The following is a 16,975-nucleotide window of genomic DNA, read 5'->3' as shown; positions in this document are numbered from 1 at the left end:
ACGCGCGACGGTACGGGCCTCCTCGCGGGAGACCCGTACCGTCCGGGCTGTCGGCGCCCTACTCGACGTCGATCTTGAACGTGCTGGTCGTGTTGCGGATGTCCTGGGCGTTGCCGCTCATCCGCAGATTGCGGAAGGTGGCTTCACCGACGGCGGGTCCCTGACCGGGCTCGGGGAGTTCGTTGGCCCAGATGCCGAACCCGGACTTGGCGTCGAACGCGTCTCCGCTCTTCTTGGAGTTCGTGATCGAGATGTCGGTGAAGATCGTGTCCTTCACCGGGAACTGCGGCTGTCCGCCTACGTAGTTGGTTTGGAACATCACGCCTCCGTAGGTGGAGTCGTCGATGTCGACGTCGTTGACGCGGATGCCCTGGAAGACCTTGGACGCGGAGAACGCCCAGATGGCGGGGAAGACCTGCGAGCCCCAGAAGTGGCCGCCGGTCCGCTCCAGGGAGACGTTCTCGATGGTCGTCGGATCGGTCCCGAAGCCGTTCATCGGGTAGCCGAAGTCCAGCGAGGAGATGGTGATGCCGGAGTACACCAGGGTGTCGGCGACGCGGATGTTGCGGAAGGTGTTGTCGTAGCCGCCGTAGACGGCGATCCCGGCCGCGCGCCAGGTGAGCGTGGCGGTGAGGTTCTCGTAGAGGTTGTTCTTCTCGTCGGCGCCGCCCGCGTCGATCGCCGAGAAGAGGGCGAAGCTGTCGTCGCCCGTGGCGCGGGCGTCGTTGTTGACGACGTGGTTGTCCGTGGAGCCGTTCGTCATGTTGACGCCGTCGGCGAACGTGTCACGGATGCGGGAGTTCTCGATGGTCATGCCGTCGGTGTTGGCGCCCCAGTACAGGCACACCATGTGCTCGACCCAGATGTTGTCGATGGTGATGTCGGAGACGTTGGCGAAGTCGAACACCTTGCCCGGGCCGTCGATGCGGGACGTATAGTTGCCGAAGTAGGCGAATCCGCTGAACACCGAGCCCTTGGCGGTGGCGTCGGCGCGGAAGCCGATGTCGGTGTTCTCCTGCGAGGACGGCGCGTGGAAGCGGGTGAACCACGGCCCGGCTCCGACGATCCTGACCGCCTTGCCGTAGACCTGGAACTTGCTGGAGGTCTCGTAGTCCCCGGCGGGCAGGTAGACGCCGACGAGCTTGCCGGTGGTGTCCATGCGTACCTTGTCGAGCGCGTTCTGCACGTCCTGCTGCGAGAATCCGGCCGGGACCGTGTAGGCGGCCGGGTCGGGGTTCGGGGCCGCCGTCGCCTGCTCGGTGTTGACGAAGTCGATGGCGTAGGTGGAGGTGTTGGCCGTGTCCTTCTGGAGGCGGATCCGGGAGCCGGCCGGAACGGTCCTGCCGAGCAGCAGGTTCGCCTCGTCGTAGATGTGGCGGGGCGCGCCGGAGCCGGGCGAGTTGCCGGGCGCGGTCTCGTTCCCGTACAGCCAGGCGTACTTGGACGTGAGGTCGATCGCCTTGAGGAACTGGCCGTCGACGTAGACGTCCAGCGTGGTGTTCGTGCCGTCGGGGATCGAGAAGCGGGTGACCAGGGTGTTGGTGTCGGCGCGGGTGGTCCACTCGACGTACTGGCCGGTGGCGCTCAGGGTGACCGCCTTGCGGCCGCTGGCCTCGCCTGCGAGGTCGCCGACGGTCCGGTTCGGGCCGACGACCTTGGCGCCGCCGCCGACCGTGCCGTCCTCGGCCTCGTACATGTCGTACGGCATGTCGGCGCCGCGGCCGACGAACAGGGGTTGCGTGGTGGTGTTGTTGGCGCGCTTGACCGGCGCTTCGTCGGCGTCGTCGGCGATGACGGTCTTCACGGTGTACTTGCCGTTGACGGCCGTCCACGAACCCAGGCTGACGGGTGCGGTCGTCTGGCCGGGCGCGATGGCGCCGTTGTAGGAGCCGGTCAGGGTCTTGACGGTGGCGCCCTTGGAGTCCTGGACCGACAGCGTCACGCCGTGGGCGCCGGAGGCCGAGGCCGTGGTGCCCTGGTTCTTGATGGCGATGGTGAACTTGACGGCGTCCCCCGCCGACGGGCTGGACGGTGACCAGGCCACCGGTGCGGCGACCAGGTCGGAGCTGGAGACGGGCTTGACGACGAGGGCGTCGGAGCGGGTGAAGGTGTTGTTGGCCTCGTTCTGCTCGATGACCTTGTTCGAGGGGTCCACCTCGGCGCCGAGGGTGTAACTGCCCGCGTCCCGGACGCCGATGCTCGCGGTGACCGTCTTCGACTCACCGGCGGCGAGCGCGGGGACGTCGGCCGTGGCGGCCTTGGTGCCGCCGAGCGTGAAGTTCAGGTCGGTGGCCTTCGACGCCTTGGTGCCGCTGTTGGTGACGGTCGCGGAGAGGCTGACGGCGTCCGTCTCCACCGGGGCGGCGGGCGAGTTGGTGATGCCGGTGACCTTGAGATCCGGATTGGCGGCCGGGATGCCGATCACCTGGAACTCGGCGACCTGCGCGCCCGGGGCACCGGAGTTGGACGTGAACTTCAGCTGGACGTCGGCGGCCGTGCCGGAGACCGGGATGGTCACGGTGTTGCCGCTCGCCGGGTTGAAGGTGTAGTCCTTCGCCGCCGCGAGGCTCGTGAAGCCGGTCGCGTCCTGGTCGCGGCCGAGGACCTGGATGTTCTGGGTGCGGGTGGACCAGGCGGCGTCCGGGTTGAGCTTGACGACGACCCGGCCGAGGTCGGCGTCGGCGCCCAGCCGGGTGGTGAGGGTGGCCGGGTAGGCGCCGCCCGCGCTCTCCCAGTACGTGCTGGTCTGGCCGTCGTTGGCGTTGGCGGCGACGTAGGTGAAGGTGTACGAGGAGGCCTCGACGGGCTTGCCCTGCGCGAGGTCCGAACCGGCGCCGGAGCCGGGCCGGGTGACGCTGTTGCCGGCCGCCGACACGTTCCCGGCCGCGTCCTTCGCCTTCACGTAGTAGGTGACGGTGGCTGCCGCCGACGGGGTGTCGGTGTACGTGGTGACGTCGCCCGCGACGGACTTGACGAGCTGGTCGTTGGCGTAGACGTCATAGCCGGTGACCTTGACGTTGTCGGTCGAGGCCTGCCAGGTGAGCTTCACGTCGTCGCCGGACTGGGTGTAGGTGAGGTTGCCCGGCGCCGTCGGGGCCTGGGTGTCGCCGCTCGCGCCCTTGCGGGTGACGCTGTTGCTGTTGGCGGAGACGTTGCCCGCGGCGTCCTTGGCCCGGACGTAGTAGGTGATGTCGCTGCCGGCCGGCTGGGTGTCGGTGTACGTCAGGACGTTCCCGGCGACACTCGCGCGCAACTGCCCGTCGGCGTAGACGTCGTAGCCGGTGACGCCGGTGTCGTCGGTGGCCGCGCTCCAGGTCAGCTTGATCTGGCCGGTGGCCGGCTCGGTGTAGCTCAGGTTGGACGGCGCGGTGGGCGCCTGGGTGTCGCCGGTGGCGGGTCCGTAGACCTCCAGCTCGGACAACTGGCCCGCCGGCCAGCCGGTGTTGGCGGTGATCAGCACGCGCACGTAGCGCGTGGTGGTGGTGTCGAAGCCGATGGTCGCCGACTGGTCGTCGCCGCTGTCGAAGGTGTACGCCTTCGAGACGGTCAGGTCGGTGAAGTTCCTGTTGTCCGTCGAGCCCTGGATCTTGAGGGTCTGGCTGCGGCTCGGCCAGCCGGCGGGCAGCCGCAGGGTCACCTGGTTGATCTTGACCGAGGATCCGAGGTCGACCTGGAGCCACTGGGGGAAGGCGTTGTTCGTGCTCTCCCAGTAGGTGTTGCGGTTGCCGTCACCGGCGTTGGCCGCCGGGTAGACGTCGGCGTGCCCGCTCTCGGTGAAGGGCCTGCCCTGAGCCAGGTTGGGTGTCGATGCGGTGGTGGTGAGGACCTGCATCTCGCCGAGCTGGGCGGTGGGGGCGGCCGAGTTGTCGCTGAAGTCGGCGCGCACGTACCGCGCGAGGGTCGCGGGGAAGGAGATCTCGACCGTGTTGCCGTTGCCGGGGCTGAAGACGTACCGCGCCGACGACTTGAGCGTGGTGAAGCTCTTCCCGTCGGTGCTGCCCTGGAGGGCCAGCGTCTGCTTGCGGGTCTGCCAGCCGGCGGGCAGACGCAGCACGACCCGGCGGACGCGCTCGGTCCTGCCGAGGTCGGTCTGCACCCACTGGGCGGCCTTGGTCCCGGCCTGCCAGTAGGTGTCGGCGTCGCCGTCGGCGACGTCGGCGGCCGTGTGGGCGCCGAGGGCGCTGCCGGACTTGACCGGGGCGTCGGCGGCGGCCTCGTGGCCGCCGGCCCCCTTTGCGCCGGCCGCCTGTGCGCCGACGGCGGGCAGGCCAAGCACCATGACGGTGGAGGCGAGCGCGGCGGTCGCCGCGCGTCGTCTCCAGGTTCTCGGCTTGTGTCGGATCATGTGGGGTCACTCCCTGCGGAGGTTCGCTCGCGCCGGTGAGGCGGCGAGGACGGCTCTTTCCTGGGCAGAGCGGTGGCGCGGTACGACAAGGCGGTGCGGAGGCTCCCCGGTGCGGAGAGGGCGTACCGGCCCGGATGTGCGTTCAGTTTTTTCGCTGTTTCATCGAAATATTGCAGACGGCTGTAAGCACGTCTACGGTCAGGACCACACACTTTTCAACGAGTACGGGCCAGGATCCCGTGCGGAACGTCGACGTCCGATCGCATGGCGAGCCGGTGAGCAGGGCAGGGGACCGCCACGGAGAGAGCCGGCGGCGAAGCGTCCCCTGAGCACCAACCCCCTCACCGGTACTCGGTTCTGGCGCTTCCCACCGTGTCCGGCACTCCTCCCGGGAGGACCGAACGGACCGCTGTCACCCGGTTCAGGAGCTTTGGGCGCGAAGGGAGTGAGGCCACGACCCACACGACGCAAGTTTACGCAAGAAGCGCAAGTTCTTGCGTGACACTACGGGTCCTGTGACGCAGATTTGCGTAAAGCGCCGCCGGACCTGGCGGCGCGGTGGCCGGCCCGGCTGCCGACGGGAGCGACGCTCCCGCACCCGCGCTCAGCGGGGCCCGGCCGGCCGGACGACGGGCGACGGGGCGTTCTCCGACCGGCGGTGGATGCTGACGGCATAGCCGCCGCCGTCATAGGGGTCGGCGTCCCAGGTGGCGAAGCGGTCGACGAGAAGGAGGCCGGCCGCCGCGCAGCACTCGTCGTACTCCGGCAGCGTGATGCCGGGCGGCACGGGCAGATGGGCCGCGTCCAGGCCGAAACCGGCGACCAGAAGACCGCCCGGACGCAGGGCCGCGGACAGTCGCGCGGCCACCAGGGCCTCGGTGCCGGGAGCGAGCAGCGGGAAGATGTTGCCCGCGGCGACGACGAGATCGAAGTCGCTCGCGACGCCGAGCCGGGCCGGTTCGAACTCGGTCAGATCGGCCCGCAACCAGGGCAGCCGCGGCGCCTGCTTCCGGGCCACCGCCAGCATCGACGCGTCGAGGTCCACCCCGACACAGTCGTACCCGAGCTCCGCCAGCCGGATCATGACCCGTCCGGTACCGCACCCGGCGTCCAGCACGCGCGCGCCGGCCGGCACCAGGGCCGCGCAGAACCGCGCTTCGCCGTGAACGTCCTCGCCGGTGCGGGCCAGGGCCGCGAAGCGTGCGGCGTAGTCCTCGCCGGACTTCTCCCCGGTCAACTCCGTCCAACGGCTCATGAGGCCAACTATAGGTCGGCCGTACGGCCGCTCGGGAAGCGGCCGTACTCGCGGCAGACCGCGCTCGGCCGGCGGTACAGGCTCAGCCGGCGGGTACGGCTCAGCCCGCGCGTACGGAGTGGTGGCGGGGTTCGGCACGCGGGGCGGGCGGCTCGGCGGCCGGCTCCGGGTGGTCCGCGGCCGGCGCCTCCCGCAGGGGGTGTGCGGACTCCAGCCGGAGCATGGCCCGCTCGTCCGGGCTCCCGGGAGCCGCCTGGTAGACCACCATCCGCTGGCCCCCCGTCCGCGCCAGGCGCATCACCTCGTACGTCAGGGTCATGGCCCCGACGTTCGGATGGCGGAAGCACTTCTGCCCGCCGCCGCGCTCGCAGACGTCGTACCGCTCCCAGATGCGCGCGAAGTCCTGTGACTTCAGGAGCAACTCGCCGACCAGCGTCGTCAGTTCGGGGTCGTCCGGGTCGGCCCCGGCGACCGCCCTCAGGTGTGCCACCGAGTGGGTGACCGTCTCCTCCCACGGCTCGTACAGCGTCCGGCCCACCGGATGGAGGAAGAGGTACCGGGTCAGGTTGCGCTGTTCCTCCGGCCAGTCCCAGAGCCCGGGCAGCAACCGCCGGCCGGGCGGGTTGGCGGCCAGGACGCGGTTGTGACGGCTCACCACGTAGGCCGGCAGCGGGCGCACCGACTCCAGCATCCGCAGGACCGAGTCACGGACGGTCCGGTCGGAGCAGGCCGGCAGCTCCGAGACCCGGCCGGAGGCCAGCTCGGCGAGCTCGTGCAGGCGCTCGTAGCCGTCGCCGCGCAGTCGCAGGGCGCGGCCGAGGGCGTCCACGACGGCGGGAGAGGGATTGGTCTCCCGCCCGCGCTCCAGGCGGATGTAGTAGTCGACGCTCACCCCGGCCAACGCGGCCAGCTCCTCCCTGCGCAGCCCGGGAGTGCGGCGCAGTCCCGCGCCGGCGGGGAGACCGACGTCCTGCGGGCGCACCTGCGCCCTGCGGGCTTTCAGGTACCTGCCGAGTTCGGTGCCTCGCACGTCAGTTGCTGCCATCCGGCCATTGTGACAGGGGGGCGGCACGACTGAGGGGGTGTGTCAGGGCCTGGAACGCGGCGCCCCGGAACAGCGCGGTCTGCCGGACGGCGCGTCCATGGCGCAGAGTCGTTCCCGGAGCGGGCGGCCCGGACGCCGGGGCCCAGGGGGTGCGCGACACCGGACCGCGGCCCGGCGACACCGCGGCCGCCCGCCCGACACGTCGCCGACGTGCCGCCCTCGACCTGCCGCGAAGGAGTTCACCATGCCCGCCACCCCTCGCCTGCCCTCCCCGCCGTCCTCCACGGCCACCCCCGGGCGCGGACCCGGAACCTCGGAGCGTCCGCCGCGTCAGCCGGCCCGGACTTCGCGGCGCCCGGGCGGAGCACGACCGGCCGCGCCTCCACCCGTGGTCACACCCCCGGCGCCCCGGCGCAGGGGCGTGGAGCTGATCGCCTCGCTGCTGGGCTTCACCGTGATCACCATCGACGTCTCGGCCGTGAACATCGCGCTGCCCGCGATCCGTGACTCCCTCAGCGGCGGCATGACCGGGCTGCAGTGGGTGGTGGACGCCTACACCCTGATGTTCGCGGCCCTGATGCTGTCCGCCGGCGCCCTCTCCGACCGTGCCGGCGCCCGCCGCGCCTACGCCTGGGGGGTCGCCCTGTTCACCCTGGCCTCCCTCGGCTGCGCGCTCGCTCCCGGCATCGGCCTCCTGGTCGCTGCGCGGGTGGCGCAGGGCGCCGCGGCGGCCGTCGTGATGCCGGCCTCGCTGGCACTGATCCGGCAGGCCTACGAGGACGCCCGGGCCCGGGCCCGGGCGATCGCGCTGTGGACGGTCGGCGGCTCGGTGGCGATGGCCGCGGGCCCGGTGCTGGGCGGGCTGCTCACCGACCTGGCCGGCTGGCGGTCGGTGTTCCTGCTGAACCTCCCGGTCGGGGCGGTGATCCTCGGCCTGCTGGTCCGGGTGCCGCGCTCGCCGCGCCGGCCCGCCGCGCTGGACGTCGGCGGCCAGGTCACCGCCGTACTGGCCCTGGCCGGACTGGCGTTCGCGGTGATCGAGGGCGGCCGTCTCGGCTGGACCGAGGCCCCCGTCGTGGCCGCCGCCGTGCTCGCCGTCGTCTCCGGTTTCGCCTTCCGTGCGGTCGAGGCCCGGCACCCGCGGCCGATGGTCCCCCTCGGCATGCTGACGGACCGCCGGGTGGCCGTCGCGCTCGCCGTCGGCTTCGCCCTCAACGCCGCCTTCTACGGCGGGATCTTCCTCCTCGGCCTGTACTACCAGCAGCTACGCGGGATGTCGGGGATCGAGGCGGGGCTGATGTTCGTCCCGATGTCGGCGGTGGTGACGGCGACCAATCTGGTCTCTCCCCGGCTGGCGGAGCGGATCGGACGCCGACAGGTCATCGTCGCCGGGCAGTTGGTCTTCGCCGGGGCGATGGCGGCGATGTGGCCGCTGACCGTGCACACCCCGGTCTGGCTGGTACTGGTCCTGCTGCTGCCGCTGAGCGTCGGCGGGGCGCTCGCGGTTCCGGCGTTGACCGCGCTGTTGATGGACGCCGTTCCGGCGGAGCGGGCGGGGACGGCCTCGGGGCTGCTCAACGCCCTGCGGCAGACCGGTGGCGCGCTCGCCGTCGCCCTGTTCGGCAGTCTGCTGGCCGGCGCCGGTGACGGCTTCTCCCTCCCGGGCATGCGCCTCGGACTCCTCGCCGTCGCCGTCGTCCTGCTCGTCACCACCGCGCTCACCCGCCTGCTGCTGCCGCGCGCCTGACGCCCAGCGGCGCTGACACCCGGCCGCGCCGACGCCCCGCCGCGGTGTCCGTGCGGCTGGGCGTCGGCGCTCGGTGCGTCGGCGCCGCGGTAGGTCAGGCTGCGCTACGTGGGCGCCGCGGGGTGGTGCCGGCACCGCGGGATGTCAGCGCGCCGTGGCCCGGGCGCGCCGGTGGGTCGTGCTCCGGTGGCGCGTGGCCTCCCGCTCGGCCGGTTCCGTCGCGGTACCGGCCTTCACTTCCTGCTGACGCCCTTCCCGCCGATGCCCTTCTCCCCGATGTGGAAGATCTTGTGGCTGTCGCGGGTCATGTCGACGACGAGTGTGGTCGTGCTGGAACTGCTCCAGGTGAGGGTGACCAGGGCCTCCGTGCGGTCGGCGGTGCCGTTGTCGGTGACCTTCCAGGCGATCGGCACGTTCTGGGCGCGCAGGACGCCGTTGGCGTGGTTCTTCTCCTCCCAGGCGTTCAGCTCCTTCTGGAAGTCGGCGGTGAGGTAGTGGCCGCGCAGGGCTTCACCGAGGCCGCCGCTGTCCTCGTCGGTCACCGCGTCGATGTAGGCGCCGTAGAAGTCGGCGATGCGGGTGATGCCGTCGGACGGCTTGCCGCTGACGCTGCGCGGGGTGCCCGCGGAGGCCTGGACGGTGACGCCGAGGCCGAGAGCGACGGCGAGGACGCCGGCGGTGAGCGCGGTGCGGGTCTTGCTGTTCATGTCTGTCCCCTGTTTTCGAGTGTCCGAGTGATCGGATGGCCGTGTGATCGGATGGCCGAGTGACGGGATGGCCGGCCCGTCGCCGTGGTCGTCGGCGCCGGGCCCCCTCCCGACCCCCGTGGCGGGAGGGCGGCCCGGCGTGGTGGGCGGTTCGGTCAGTGGAGCTTGTTCACGGCCTCGACGGTCGTCTTCTCGAAGGCCTTCACCGGAGCGCCCTCGAAGCCGCCGAGCCCCGCCCAGTTCACGACCGTGACGGTGCGGCCGTCCCGGCCGACCGAGAGGAGGCGGACGTCGCTCGCGCCCCAGGAGGTCTCGGTGTGGACGCCGTGGACGCGGGCGCCTTCCTCGACGGGCAGCTTCCCGTAGTCCTTCCCGGTGGCCTCGGTGTCCGGGTCCCGCTGCTCGATGCGGGCCGGGCAGGACTCGATGTCCTCGTCCAGCCACGAGGTCAGCTGCTTCGCCGAACGCGTGTCCGGCAGGACCAGGGTGATCTGCCGTGCGTTCGTGTCGAGGTCGGTTCGGAAGTCGCGGTGCCATGCCGGCGCACGGCCGGGCAGCGCCCGCAGACAGGTGTCCCAGGCCGTCTCCTCCGGCACGCCGGCGGTGACCTTGTCGGCCGTCCAGGACGAGGTGGGGTGCGGCGGCAGGTCCGCGGCCGTGAGGAAGCCGGGCGCCTCGGCAGCGGCGGTGGCAGGTGCGGCGAGCGCCATGGTCAGGCCCGTGAGGGCGACCGCGAGGAGCGCGCCTGCTCGGGTGTGCTTGGGCATGGGTGTCCCCCGTGGACGGGTGCGGTGATGGAGCGTGGTGAGTGAGTGCGAGGCATGCATGCCGGTGCGGTGCATGCGTGTCGGATGCCACCCGGCGCCGTTCGGTCGGTCCGGCGCCGGTCGGCCCGGCACCAAGAGCATCGGCGGTCCCCGGAGTCCAGCGCAACGACTGCCGCGCGATCGGTGACGGTGGAACCGTCCCAGCCCGTCTGACGTGCAGGTATATGAGTGCCTGGGATACGGGATCGCGTGCGGACGACGGGGGAACGGTGTCGATCGGGGACGATGTCGAGGAGTTCGCCGCGCTGCTGCGCCGGCTGAAGGGCCGCACGGACCGGAGCTACGGCTCGCTGGCCCGCCGCCTCAACATGAACACCTCCACGCTGCACCGGTACTGCGCGGGCGAAGCGGTGCCGCAGGACTTCGCGCCCGTGGAACGACTCGCGGCCTTCTGTGGAGCGACTCCGGAGGAAAGGCTGGAACTGCACCGGCTGTGGATATCGGCGGTGGCGGCTCGGCAGCGGGGGCGTACGGCCGGTTCCGATACGGGTGCGGGTGCGGAGCTTCCGGCGCCGACACCGGCACCGACACCGGATGCGGACACGAACACGGACGCCAACGCCGACGGGACGCTCGTCGAGGAGAGCGCCTCCGTGGAACGGCCCGGAGACGATCCCGCCCCACGCGACCCCGCCCCCTCCCCCGCTCCCCTCCCCTGGTTCCGCCGTCGACGGGTCCTCGCGTCCACCGCCGTCGCCTGCGCGCTGCTTGCCACCCTGGGCATCACCTCCGCCCTGTCGGACGACCGCTCCTCCGAGGCGGACGCCCCCCGCTCCGCCGGCCCGCGGACGACCGCTCCCGGCATGCCCCACCGGTCGGCGGACCCGTCGGCCGCCCCGCTCCCCTCCTCCTCCCGCGCCCGGAACTCCGCGGCACCCGGCCCCCGGCGGCAGGCTCCCGCCGCGTCCACCACCGCTACCGGCAACAGCAGCGATCCCACCTCGGCCGCGAAGCCGACCACCGGCCCGCCCCTCGCCTGGAACGCCGACTCCCAGGTCTGGGACATGGGCTGCGGCCACGACTACGTCATCGACAAGCCGCCCTCGCAGGTGCCCCCGCCGCCGGTGCAGCAGGACGCCGGGGCCTGGGCTGCGACACAGGCCGCCGTGCACGGGCGGCGGACGCTGGTGCAGATCTCGGTGCAGGGGCGATCGTCGACGGCCGTGGTCCTGGAGGCGCTCCGCGTCCGCACCGTCAGCCGCGGCAACCCGGCCACCGGGAGCGCGTACGCCATGGACCAGGGCTGTGGTGGCGAGTTGACGCCCCGTCGCTTCACCGTGAACCTCGACGCCGACCGCCCCGTCGCCCGCCCGAAGGACGGCGCCGACAGCGAACGCACCCTCCCGGCCGTGCACTTCCCGTACCGCGTCTCCGCGGAGGACCCGGAGGTGCTGCTCGTCGACGCGACGACACAGACCTACGACGCCCGTTGGTACCTCGAACTCGAATGGTCCTCCCAGGGCCGCACCGGCACGATCCGCATCGACGACCACGGCCGCCCGTTCCGCACCACCAGCATCAACGGACTGCCGCGCTACTGGTACGGCACCGACGACGCGGGCGGGCGTGCCTGGCGCCCGTACGACGGCTAGGGCGTGTTTCGAAAGTCCCGCCTGCCCCGCGACGCCTGGCACGCGCGCTCGCCGCGTTGTAGGGATCGTCCACGTACGCCCAGTACGAGGACGACCCTCCGCCTTGCGATCACACGCACGCCGCGGGGCCCGCCCTTCGGGCGGACAGCGCCACTTTCGAAACACGCCCTAGTGCTGTGACCGGGGCTGGACCGGGTGGCGGTCTCCGGGGTCACCGATTCCGGGAGTGCGGGCCCGGGGCGCCGGGCCTGTGCTTCGAGGACGTCGACGACGGCCGGACCCTCACCTCGGGACCGCCTCCCCCGATAAGGCCCGCCGTGCAGGAAGTCCGCCGTGGAGGAGGTCCGTCGGCCGTGGTGCGGCTTCAGCCGGCGGCCTTCTTGACGAGCGCGCTGATCAGCTGTTCGTCGGCCGCGCTCAGTTCCTTCAGGGCGTAGGCGGTCGGCCACACGGCGCCGTCGTCGAGCGCCGCCTGGTCGCTGAAGCCGAGCGTGGCGTACCGCGTCTTGAACTTGTACGCGCCCTGGAAGTGGCAGACGACCTTGCCGTCCCTGGCGTACGCGGGCATCCCGTACCAGAGCTTGGGCGTGAGGTCCGGAGCGGCGGTCTTGACGATGTCGTGGATCCGTTCGGCGAGGACCCGGTCCGATTCCGGCATCTCGGCGATCTTCGCGAGCACGTCCTGCTCCGCTGCCGCTTCCTTCTCCGCCCGGGAAAGACCGCGCCGCGCGGCCGTCTTCCGCTGTTCCTGCGCGTGGGCCTTCATCGCGGCCCGTTCCTCGGCGGTGAATCCGTCGTGCTGTCCGGCGGTCTTGTCGGGGGTCTTCGCGGAAGGCTTCGTGGGCATGGCGGGTGTCCTCTCGTGCGGGGCGGGGCGGGGCGGGGCGGGTCGGAGCGGGGTGCGGCGCCGGGGTCAGGACGGCACGGAAGTGGGCGCGGCGACGGTCTCCCAGACGAATCCGTCCGGATCGGTGAAGGAACCGGCGGTGCCGCCGAGGACGACGCGGTGCGAGCCGGTGCCCTCCGCGGGGACGCCGAGGTCCTTGGCCAGGCCGCGACGCTTGTACAACGCCAGTTTCACGGTGCCGGCCTCCTCGGAGGCGAACTCGGCGTACTTGCCGCCGAAGCTCCTGGCCACGGTCAGGCCCCGGTCGGCGTAGAACTGCTTGCCGGCCTTCACGTCCTCGACGCCGAGCAGGAGAACGACCTCGTCGATCTCCGTGGTGGCCGGGCCGGTGTCCTTCTTCGCCGAGGTCGCGACCTTCCAGATCGTCCCGTCCGGGGCCTGGACGACGCCGCCGTATCCCCACAGCGACTTCGCGGCGGGCTTCAGCGGTGTGGCGCCGGCGCCCGTCGCGGCGTCGAGGAACCTGTCGACGGTGGCCGGCCGGGACACCGTGAGCGCCAGGGTGAAGCCGCGGAACCCGGTGGAGTCCGCCTCGGACTCCCGGAGGCGTATGCGCGTGTGCACTCCGAAGGCGGTGTAGAAGCGGTGGGCCGCCTCGGGGTCGGTCACCTCCAGGGTGACGGACGCCAGGGAAGTACCACGCGTGGCGGCCGGGCCGGCCACGGGGGAAGCGGTGGAAGCGGTGAGTGCCATGACCATCACGTTAGGGCCTGGCCGGCGCCCGGGGCTTCTCGATTCCTGACCGTTCTCGTCACCTGCCTCGCCACCCGCGGACCGGCCACCGGCATCGCACGGGCGTTCGTCCTGCTCCTGCGGCGTCTGTCCCCCTCCGGCCGGAGGGGGCGGACGCAGGCGGGTTCAGTCGTCGGTCTCGTCCGGCGCGTCGAGGAGGGCGAGCTCCTCCTCGGTCAGGCGAAGGGCGCCGGCGGCGATGTTCTCGGCGAGGTGGGCGGGGTCGGTCGTACCGGGGATGGCCAGGATGTGCGGACCGCGGTGGAGGGTCCAGGCGAGACGTATCTGGGCGGGCGTCGCGCCGTGGGCGCGGGCGACCGTGTGGAGGCGGGCGTCCCGGTCCCGGGCCGCCGCCGCCTCGCGACGCAGCCCGGAGATCGCGAAGAACGGGACGAAGGCGATGCCCTGCTCCCCGCACAGGTCGACGAGCCCGCTCTCGTCGGAACGGCGCCAGTCCAGGCCGTAGGCGTTCTGCACACAGACCACGGGCGCGATCTTTCCGGCCTCGGCGACGTGGCACGGCCGGACGTTGGACAGCCCCAGGTGCCGGACCAGGCCCGCCGCGCGCAGCTCGGCGAGGGCGCCGAAGTGCTCGGCGATCGAGTCCATGCCGTCGCTCCGCAGGTTCACCACGTCCAGGTGGTCCTGGCCGAGCTGGCGCAGGTTCTCCTCGACCTGGCCGCGCAGTTCCTCGGGGCGGGCCATGGCGAGCCACTCGCCGGAGGGGGCGCGTCCCGGGCCGACCTTGGTCACCACGACCACGTCGTCGCGCCAGGAGGCGAGGGCCCGGTTGACGAGCTCGTTCGCGGAGCGCAGCGGCGAGAAGTAGAACGCCGCCGTGTCGATGTGGTTGACGCCCTGCTCGAACGCGCTGTGCAGCAGCCGCACCGCGGCGGCGCGGTCGATCGGCGGGCCGTCGGAGTTGCCCATCATGCCGTTGCCCGTCAGCCGCATCGCGCCGTAGCCGACGCGGTTGACCTCCAGGTCACCGAGTTTCCAAGTCCCTGCCGCCGCTGCCGCTTTCACCGTGCTCCTTCGCCTGTCGGTTCGTCGGGTCCTGGAGTATGCGACGGCTGAGGGGAGTCCCGACAGGCCGGAAGGCTGGGCGAAACGTCACACCCGCATCGGGAACGAATCGCCCCCGCACGGCCGTTGGAAGTGTCGAGAGACGCCGGTCAGGACGCCGGGCACGCTGCCCCGGCCGCGCGGCGTCGGCCCGTCACGGAGGCGACCGCTGTCCAGGGAAGAGACCGTCCCGGGGGCGGGTCGTGCGCGCCGGTGCCGGACCCCTCTCGCCCGTACGACTCCTTGGCCGGTGCCGGGCGGGTGTCCGCGCCGTCCGCCGGGGCACCCGTACGCAGTACGGGCCTCGCCGGCCGGGCGGGGAACGGGACGCCGAAGGCACGGGAGGGACGCCACGTGTCCGTTGAACTTCCTCGGGACGGCGCCGTGGGTGATCGTCGAGGTCGCCTCATGACAGCGAGTCCGAAGCGCCGGGCGTCGCGGTCCTCCGCCTGGGCGGAAGCGGTCCCGCGCACGGCTCAACTCGCCTGCCTCGCCTTCCTGGTGCTCACCGCCGGCCTCCTGGCCTCCGCGGTCGCCACCGGGGCCGGCGTGCGCGCCGTGCTCGGTCTCGCGGTCCAGGCGGCCTTGTGGGCGGCGCTGCTGCTGCTCGACCCCATGGAGCCGCGCCGTGGTGGACACTCCCGCCACGACAGGCACGCGTGACAGGTCGGCCCTCTCCGCCGGCCGACCGCCGACCGGCCGAGTCGCAACGCTGACTTCTGCGCCTCGTCGACGCGGATCGGCCGTCGCGCGATCGGCTGTGCACATCGCCGGTATGCCGACGTAGCGGCGGCCGGACACACCCCACCCTCGCCCTCTCCGCGAACCGGTCCCGGAAGCGGCGCCTCGCGTGACCTGCCCGGAAAGCCATCCGCAGACCTTGACGAACTGTTAGGTTCCGAGCGTCGCCCCCGAGGGCGGCGAACGTCACGACGACAGTGGGGGGAACCACGTGACCCGATACAGCCGTGTCCGCTCCAGACGCGCGAAGGGGCTGCTCGCGGCGTTCGCGATCTGCGCCGTCGCGCTGGTCACCGGCGCGCCGGCCGCGCAGGCGACCGAACCGGGCGAACCGTCCGACACCACGGTCAGGCTGCCGACCGCCTCCTACTCGCGCATGCTGGTGGACCAAGCACGCGGCCGGGTGTACGTCAGTACGGGCGGCCTCTCGTCGACCGTCGGCGAAGTGCTCGTCTACGACTTCGACGGCAATCTGCTCAGGACGGTCAAGACCGGTTCCACGGACGGCGCGAGCGCCATGATGCTCTCCGCGGACGGCGCCATCCTCTACGTGGCCACCTCCAGTTACCTGCTGGTCTTCGACGCCGACACCTTCGCCTACGCGGGCGGCGGATGGGTGAGCAACGACTTCTTCCGGGGTCGGTGCCCCGGTGACATCGGGACCGCCGGCGGGAAACTCTGGTTCACCAGGATGACCAGCCAGTACCTTCCGAAGGACTGCGCCACCGAGCCGCAGGCGCTGTACAGCGGCGACTTCCTGGGCGGCGCCCACAAGCAGGCGGGCGACTCGCTGGTGGACGCGAAGTTCGCCACCTCGCCGGGGATCCCCGACAAACTCGTCGAGACGTACGCGACCTACGGGACGCCCAAGCTGGTCGTCGGTGTCTACGACGCCACCACCGGCGCCGCCCGGCAGCTGGCCCTTCGGACGTACACCGCCGCCACCGATCCGGCGGCCCCGCCCCGGGACATCGCGGTCAGCCCCGACGGCGCCCTGGTGGCGGTCGCGGCCGGGACCTCGGGTGTCAAGACGCTGTCCACCACGGGCCTCGCCGACGCGGCGCCCGGCTACGGCGCGCTGCCCGCTGGAACCGACTCCACGGCGGTCGCCTTCAGCCCGGACGGCTCGCTCGTCGCCCGCGGCGGGGCGGCCGACGGCGCCTCGGCCGACCTGCTGGTGCAGCAGGCCGACCCCACCCGGGGCGACACGCCGCGGGAGTACGCCTTCACGGACGGGACGACGGGCGGCGACCGGGTGGCCGACCGCGGACTCGCCTTCAGCGCCGACGGCTCGCGGCTGTTCGCGATGACGACGAACGCCGCCGGTGACGCGTACTGGCTGCACGTCATCTCCCGCCCCGACGCGCGCTACCATTCCGCCTTCGACGCCCCGCCGACCGTGGCGCCCGGCACTCCTTTCGCGGGCCAGGCGGTGCGGATCTCCGGCACGTTGCGGCTGAACGGACCGGCGCCCGCCACGCCCGCGCGGGTGACCGCGGTCCGCCACGACGCGGACGGCGACCACACCGTTCCGGCGGCGACCGTCGGTCCGGACGGCGGCTTCACCCTGGACGACACGCCGTCCACCACCGGGACGGCCACGTACACCGTCTCCTTCGCCGGGGACGCCGCGCACGATCCCGCCCCGGACACCACGGTGAGCGTGGATGTGGCCAAGGCCCCCACGGAACTGGTGATCGAGACGCCGTCCGGGGCGAGCACCTCGGGCGTCCTCCTGCACGGCACCCTGAGCACGGCCGGGGTGCCCCTGCCGACCGGGACCGTCGTCGACGTCCAGCGGCTGACGAAGAAGGGCGCCACCGACCTGCCCGCCGTCACCGTCGGTCCCGACGGCGGCTTCACCGTGAACGACGTGCCGCCCGCCGCCGGCAGCACCCTGTACACGGTCTCCTACGCCGGTGACGCGCTGCACGACCCGTCGGCGGACTGGGTGACGGTCTCGGTCGCCGGCGACTGAGCCGGCCGTCCGAGCGGATGCGGCGGACATCGGA

General features: G+C 72.2%; 12 protein-coding genes. 4 read left to right on the top strand and 8 right to left on the bottom strand.

Features of this window, described 5'->3' with window-relative positions:
* Window positions 1-58: 58 nt before the first annotated feature.
* The 3 genes from ACH5A8_RS12690 to ACH5A8_RS12680 all read right to left on the bottom strand — a co-directional run bounded on the left by ACH5A8_RS12690 (window position 59) and on the right by ACH5A8_RS12680 (window position 6,645).
* Window positions 59-4,345, bottom strand: coding sequence for a discoidin domain-containing protein (locus ACH5A8_RS12690; protein ID WP_399000959.1), 4,287 nt, complete (start codon window positions 4,343-4,345; stop codon window positions 59-61).
* A gap of 604 nt (window positions 4,346-4,949) precedes the next feature.
* A complete protein-coding gene (locus tag ACH5A8_RS12685; protein ID WP_399000957.1) occupies window positions 4,950-5,600 on the bottom strand; it encodes a class I SAM-dependent methyltransferase in 651 nt (216 codons plus the stop codon).
* A 100-nt stretch (window positions 5,601-5,700) separates the two neighbouring features.
* Window positions 5,701-6,645 (bottom strand): helix-turn-helix domain-containing protein, encoded by a 945-nt coding sequence (locus tag ACH5A8_RS12680; RefSeq protein ID WP_399000955.1) that lies wholly within the window; start codon window positions 6,643-6,645, stop codon window positions 5,701-5,703.
* A 244-nt stretch (window positions 6,646-6,889) separates the two neighbouring features.
* Here ACH5A8_RS12680 and ACH5A8_RS12675 point away from each other — a divergent pair, with 244 nt between their 5' ends.
* On the top strand, window positions 6,890-8,392 hold the full coding sequence (locus tag ACH5A8_RS12675) for an MFS transporter (RefSeq protein WP_399000953.1): 1,503 nt from the start codon (window positions 6,890-6,892) through the stop codon (window positions 8,390-8,392).
* Window positions 8,393-8,625: 233 nt separating this feature from the next.
* On the opposite strand, the gene ACH5A8_RS12670 is transcribed toward ACH5A8_RS12675, so the two are convergent.
* A complete protein-coding gene (locus ACH5A8_RS12670) occupies window positions 8,626-9,099 on the bottom strand; it encodes a hypothetical protein (RefSeq protein WP_399000951.1) in 474 nt (157 codons plus the stop codon).
* A 155-nt stretch (window positions 9,100-9,254) separates the two neighbouring features.
* Window positions 9,255-9,866: a hypothetical protein gene (locus ACH5A8_RS12665; RefSeq protein WP_399000949.1), complete on the bottom strand. Its 612-nt coding sequence runs from the start codon at window positions 9,864-9,866 to the stop codon at window positions 9,255-9,257.
* 224 nt (window positions 9,867-10,090) lie between these two features.
* On the opposite strand from ACH5A8_RS12665, the gene ACH5A8_RS12660 reads away from it, so the two are divergent.
* The gene (locus tag ACH5A8_RS12660) at window positions 10,091-11,518 is read left to right on the top strand and encodes a helix-turn-helix domain-containing protein (protein WP_399000947.1); all 1,428 of its coding nucleotides are present in this window, start codon (window positions 10,091-10,093) and stop codon (window positions 11,516-11,518) included.
* Between the two features lie 364 nt (window positions 11,519-11,882).
* On the opposite strand, the gene ACH5A8_RS12655 is transcribed toward ACH5A8_RS12660, so the two are convergent.
* From ACH5A8_RS12655 to ACH5A8_RS12645, 3 genes are all read right to left on the bottom strand, one after another.
* On the bottom strand, window positions 11,883-12,365 hold the full coding sequence (locus ACH5A8_RS12655) for an iron chaperone (protein ID WP_399000944.1): 483 nt from the start codon (window positions 12,363-12,365) through the stop codon (window positions 11,883-11,885).
* 66 nt (window positions 12,366-12,431) lie between these two features.
* Window positions 12,432-13,118, bottom strand: coding sequence for a glyoxalase (locus tag ACH5A8_RS12650; RefSeq protein ID WP_399000942.1), 687 nt, complete (start codon window positions 13,116-13,118; stop codon window positions 12,432-12,434).
* Window positions 13,119-13,283: 165 nt separating this feature from the next.
* Window positions 13,284-14,183 carry an oxidoreductase gene (locus ACH5A8_RS12645; protein ID WP_399000940.1) on the bottom strand — a complete coding sequence of 300 codons (900 nt, stop codon included), beginning with the start codon at window positions 14,181-14,183 and terminating at the stop codon, window positions 13,284-13,286.
* Between the two features lie 447 nt (window positions 14,184-14,630).
* Here ACH5A8_RS12645 and ACH5A8_RS12640 point away from each other — a divergent pair, with 447 nt between their 5' ends.
* Complete coding sequence (locus ACH5A8_RS12640; protein WP_399000938.1) at window positions 14,631-14,885, top strand: hypothetical protein; 255 nt, start codon at window positions 14,631-14,633, stop codon at window positions 14,883-14,885.
* 289 nt (window positions 14,886-15,174) lie between these two features.
* Window positions 15,175-16,941, top strand: a complete 1,767-nt coding sequence (locus tag ACH5A8_RS12635; RefSeq protein ID WP_399000936.1) for an Ig-like domain repeat protein — start codon at window positions 15,175-15,177, stop codon at window positions 16,939-16,941.
* Window positions 16,942-16,975: the final 34 nt, after the last annotated feature.

It is taken from the genome of Streptomyces sp. NPDC018610 (genome assembly GCF_044391765.1).
Classification (GTDB): Bacteria; Actinomycetota; Actinomycetes; order Streptomycetales; family Streptomycetaceae; genus Streptomyces.
Note: the sequence above shows the minus strand (reverse complement) of the source record. Positions and strands in the feature narration are given on the sequence as shown.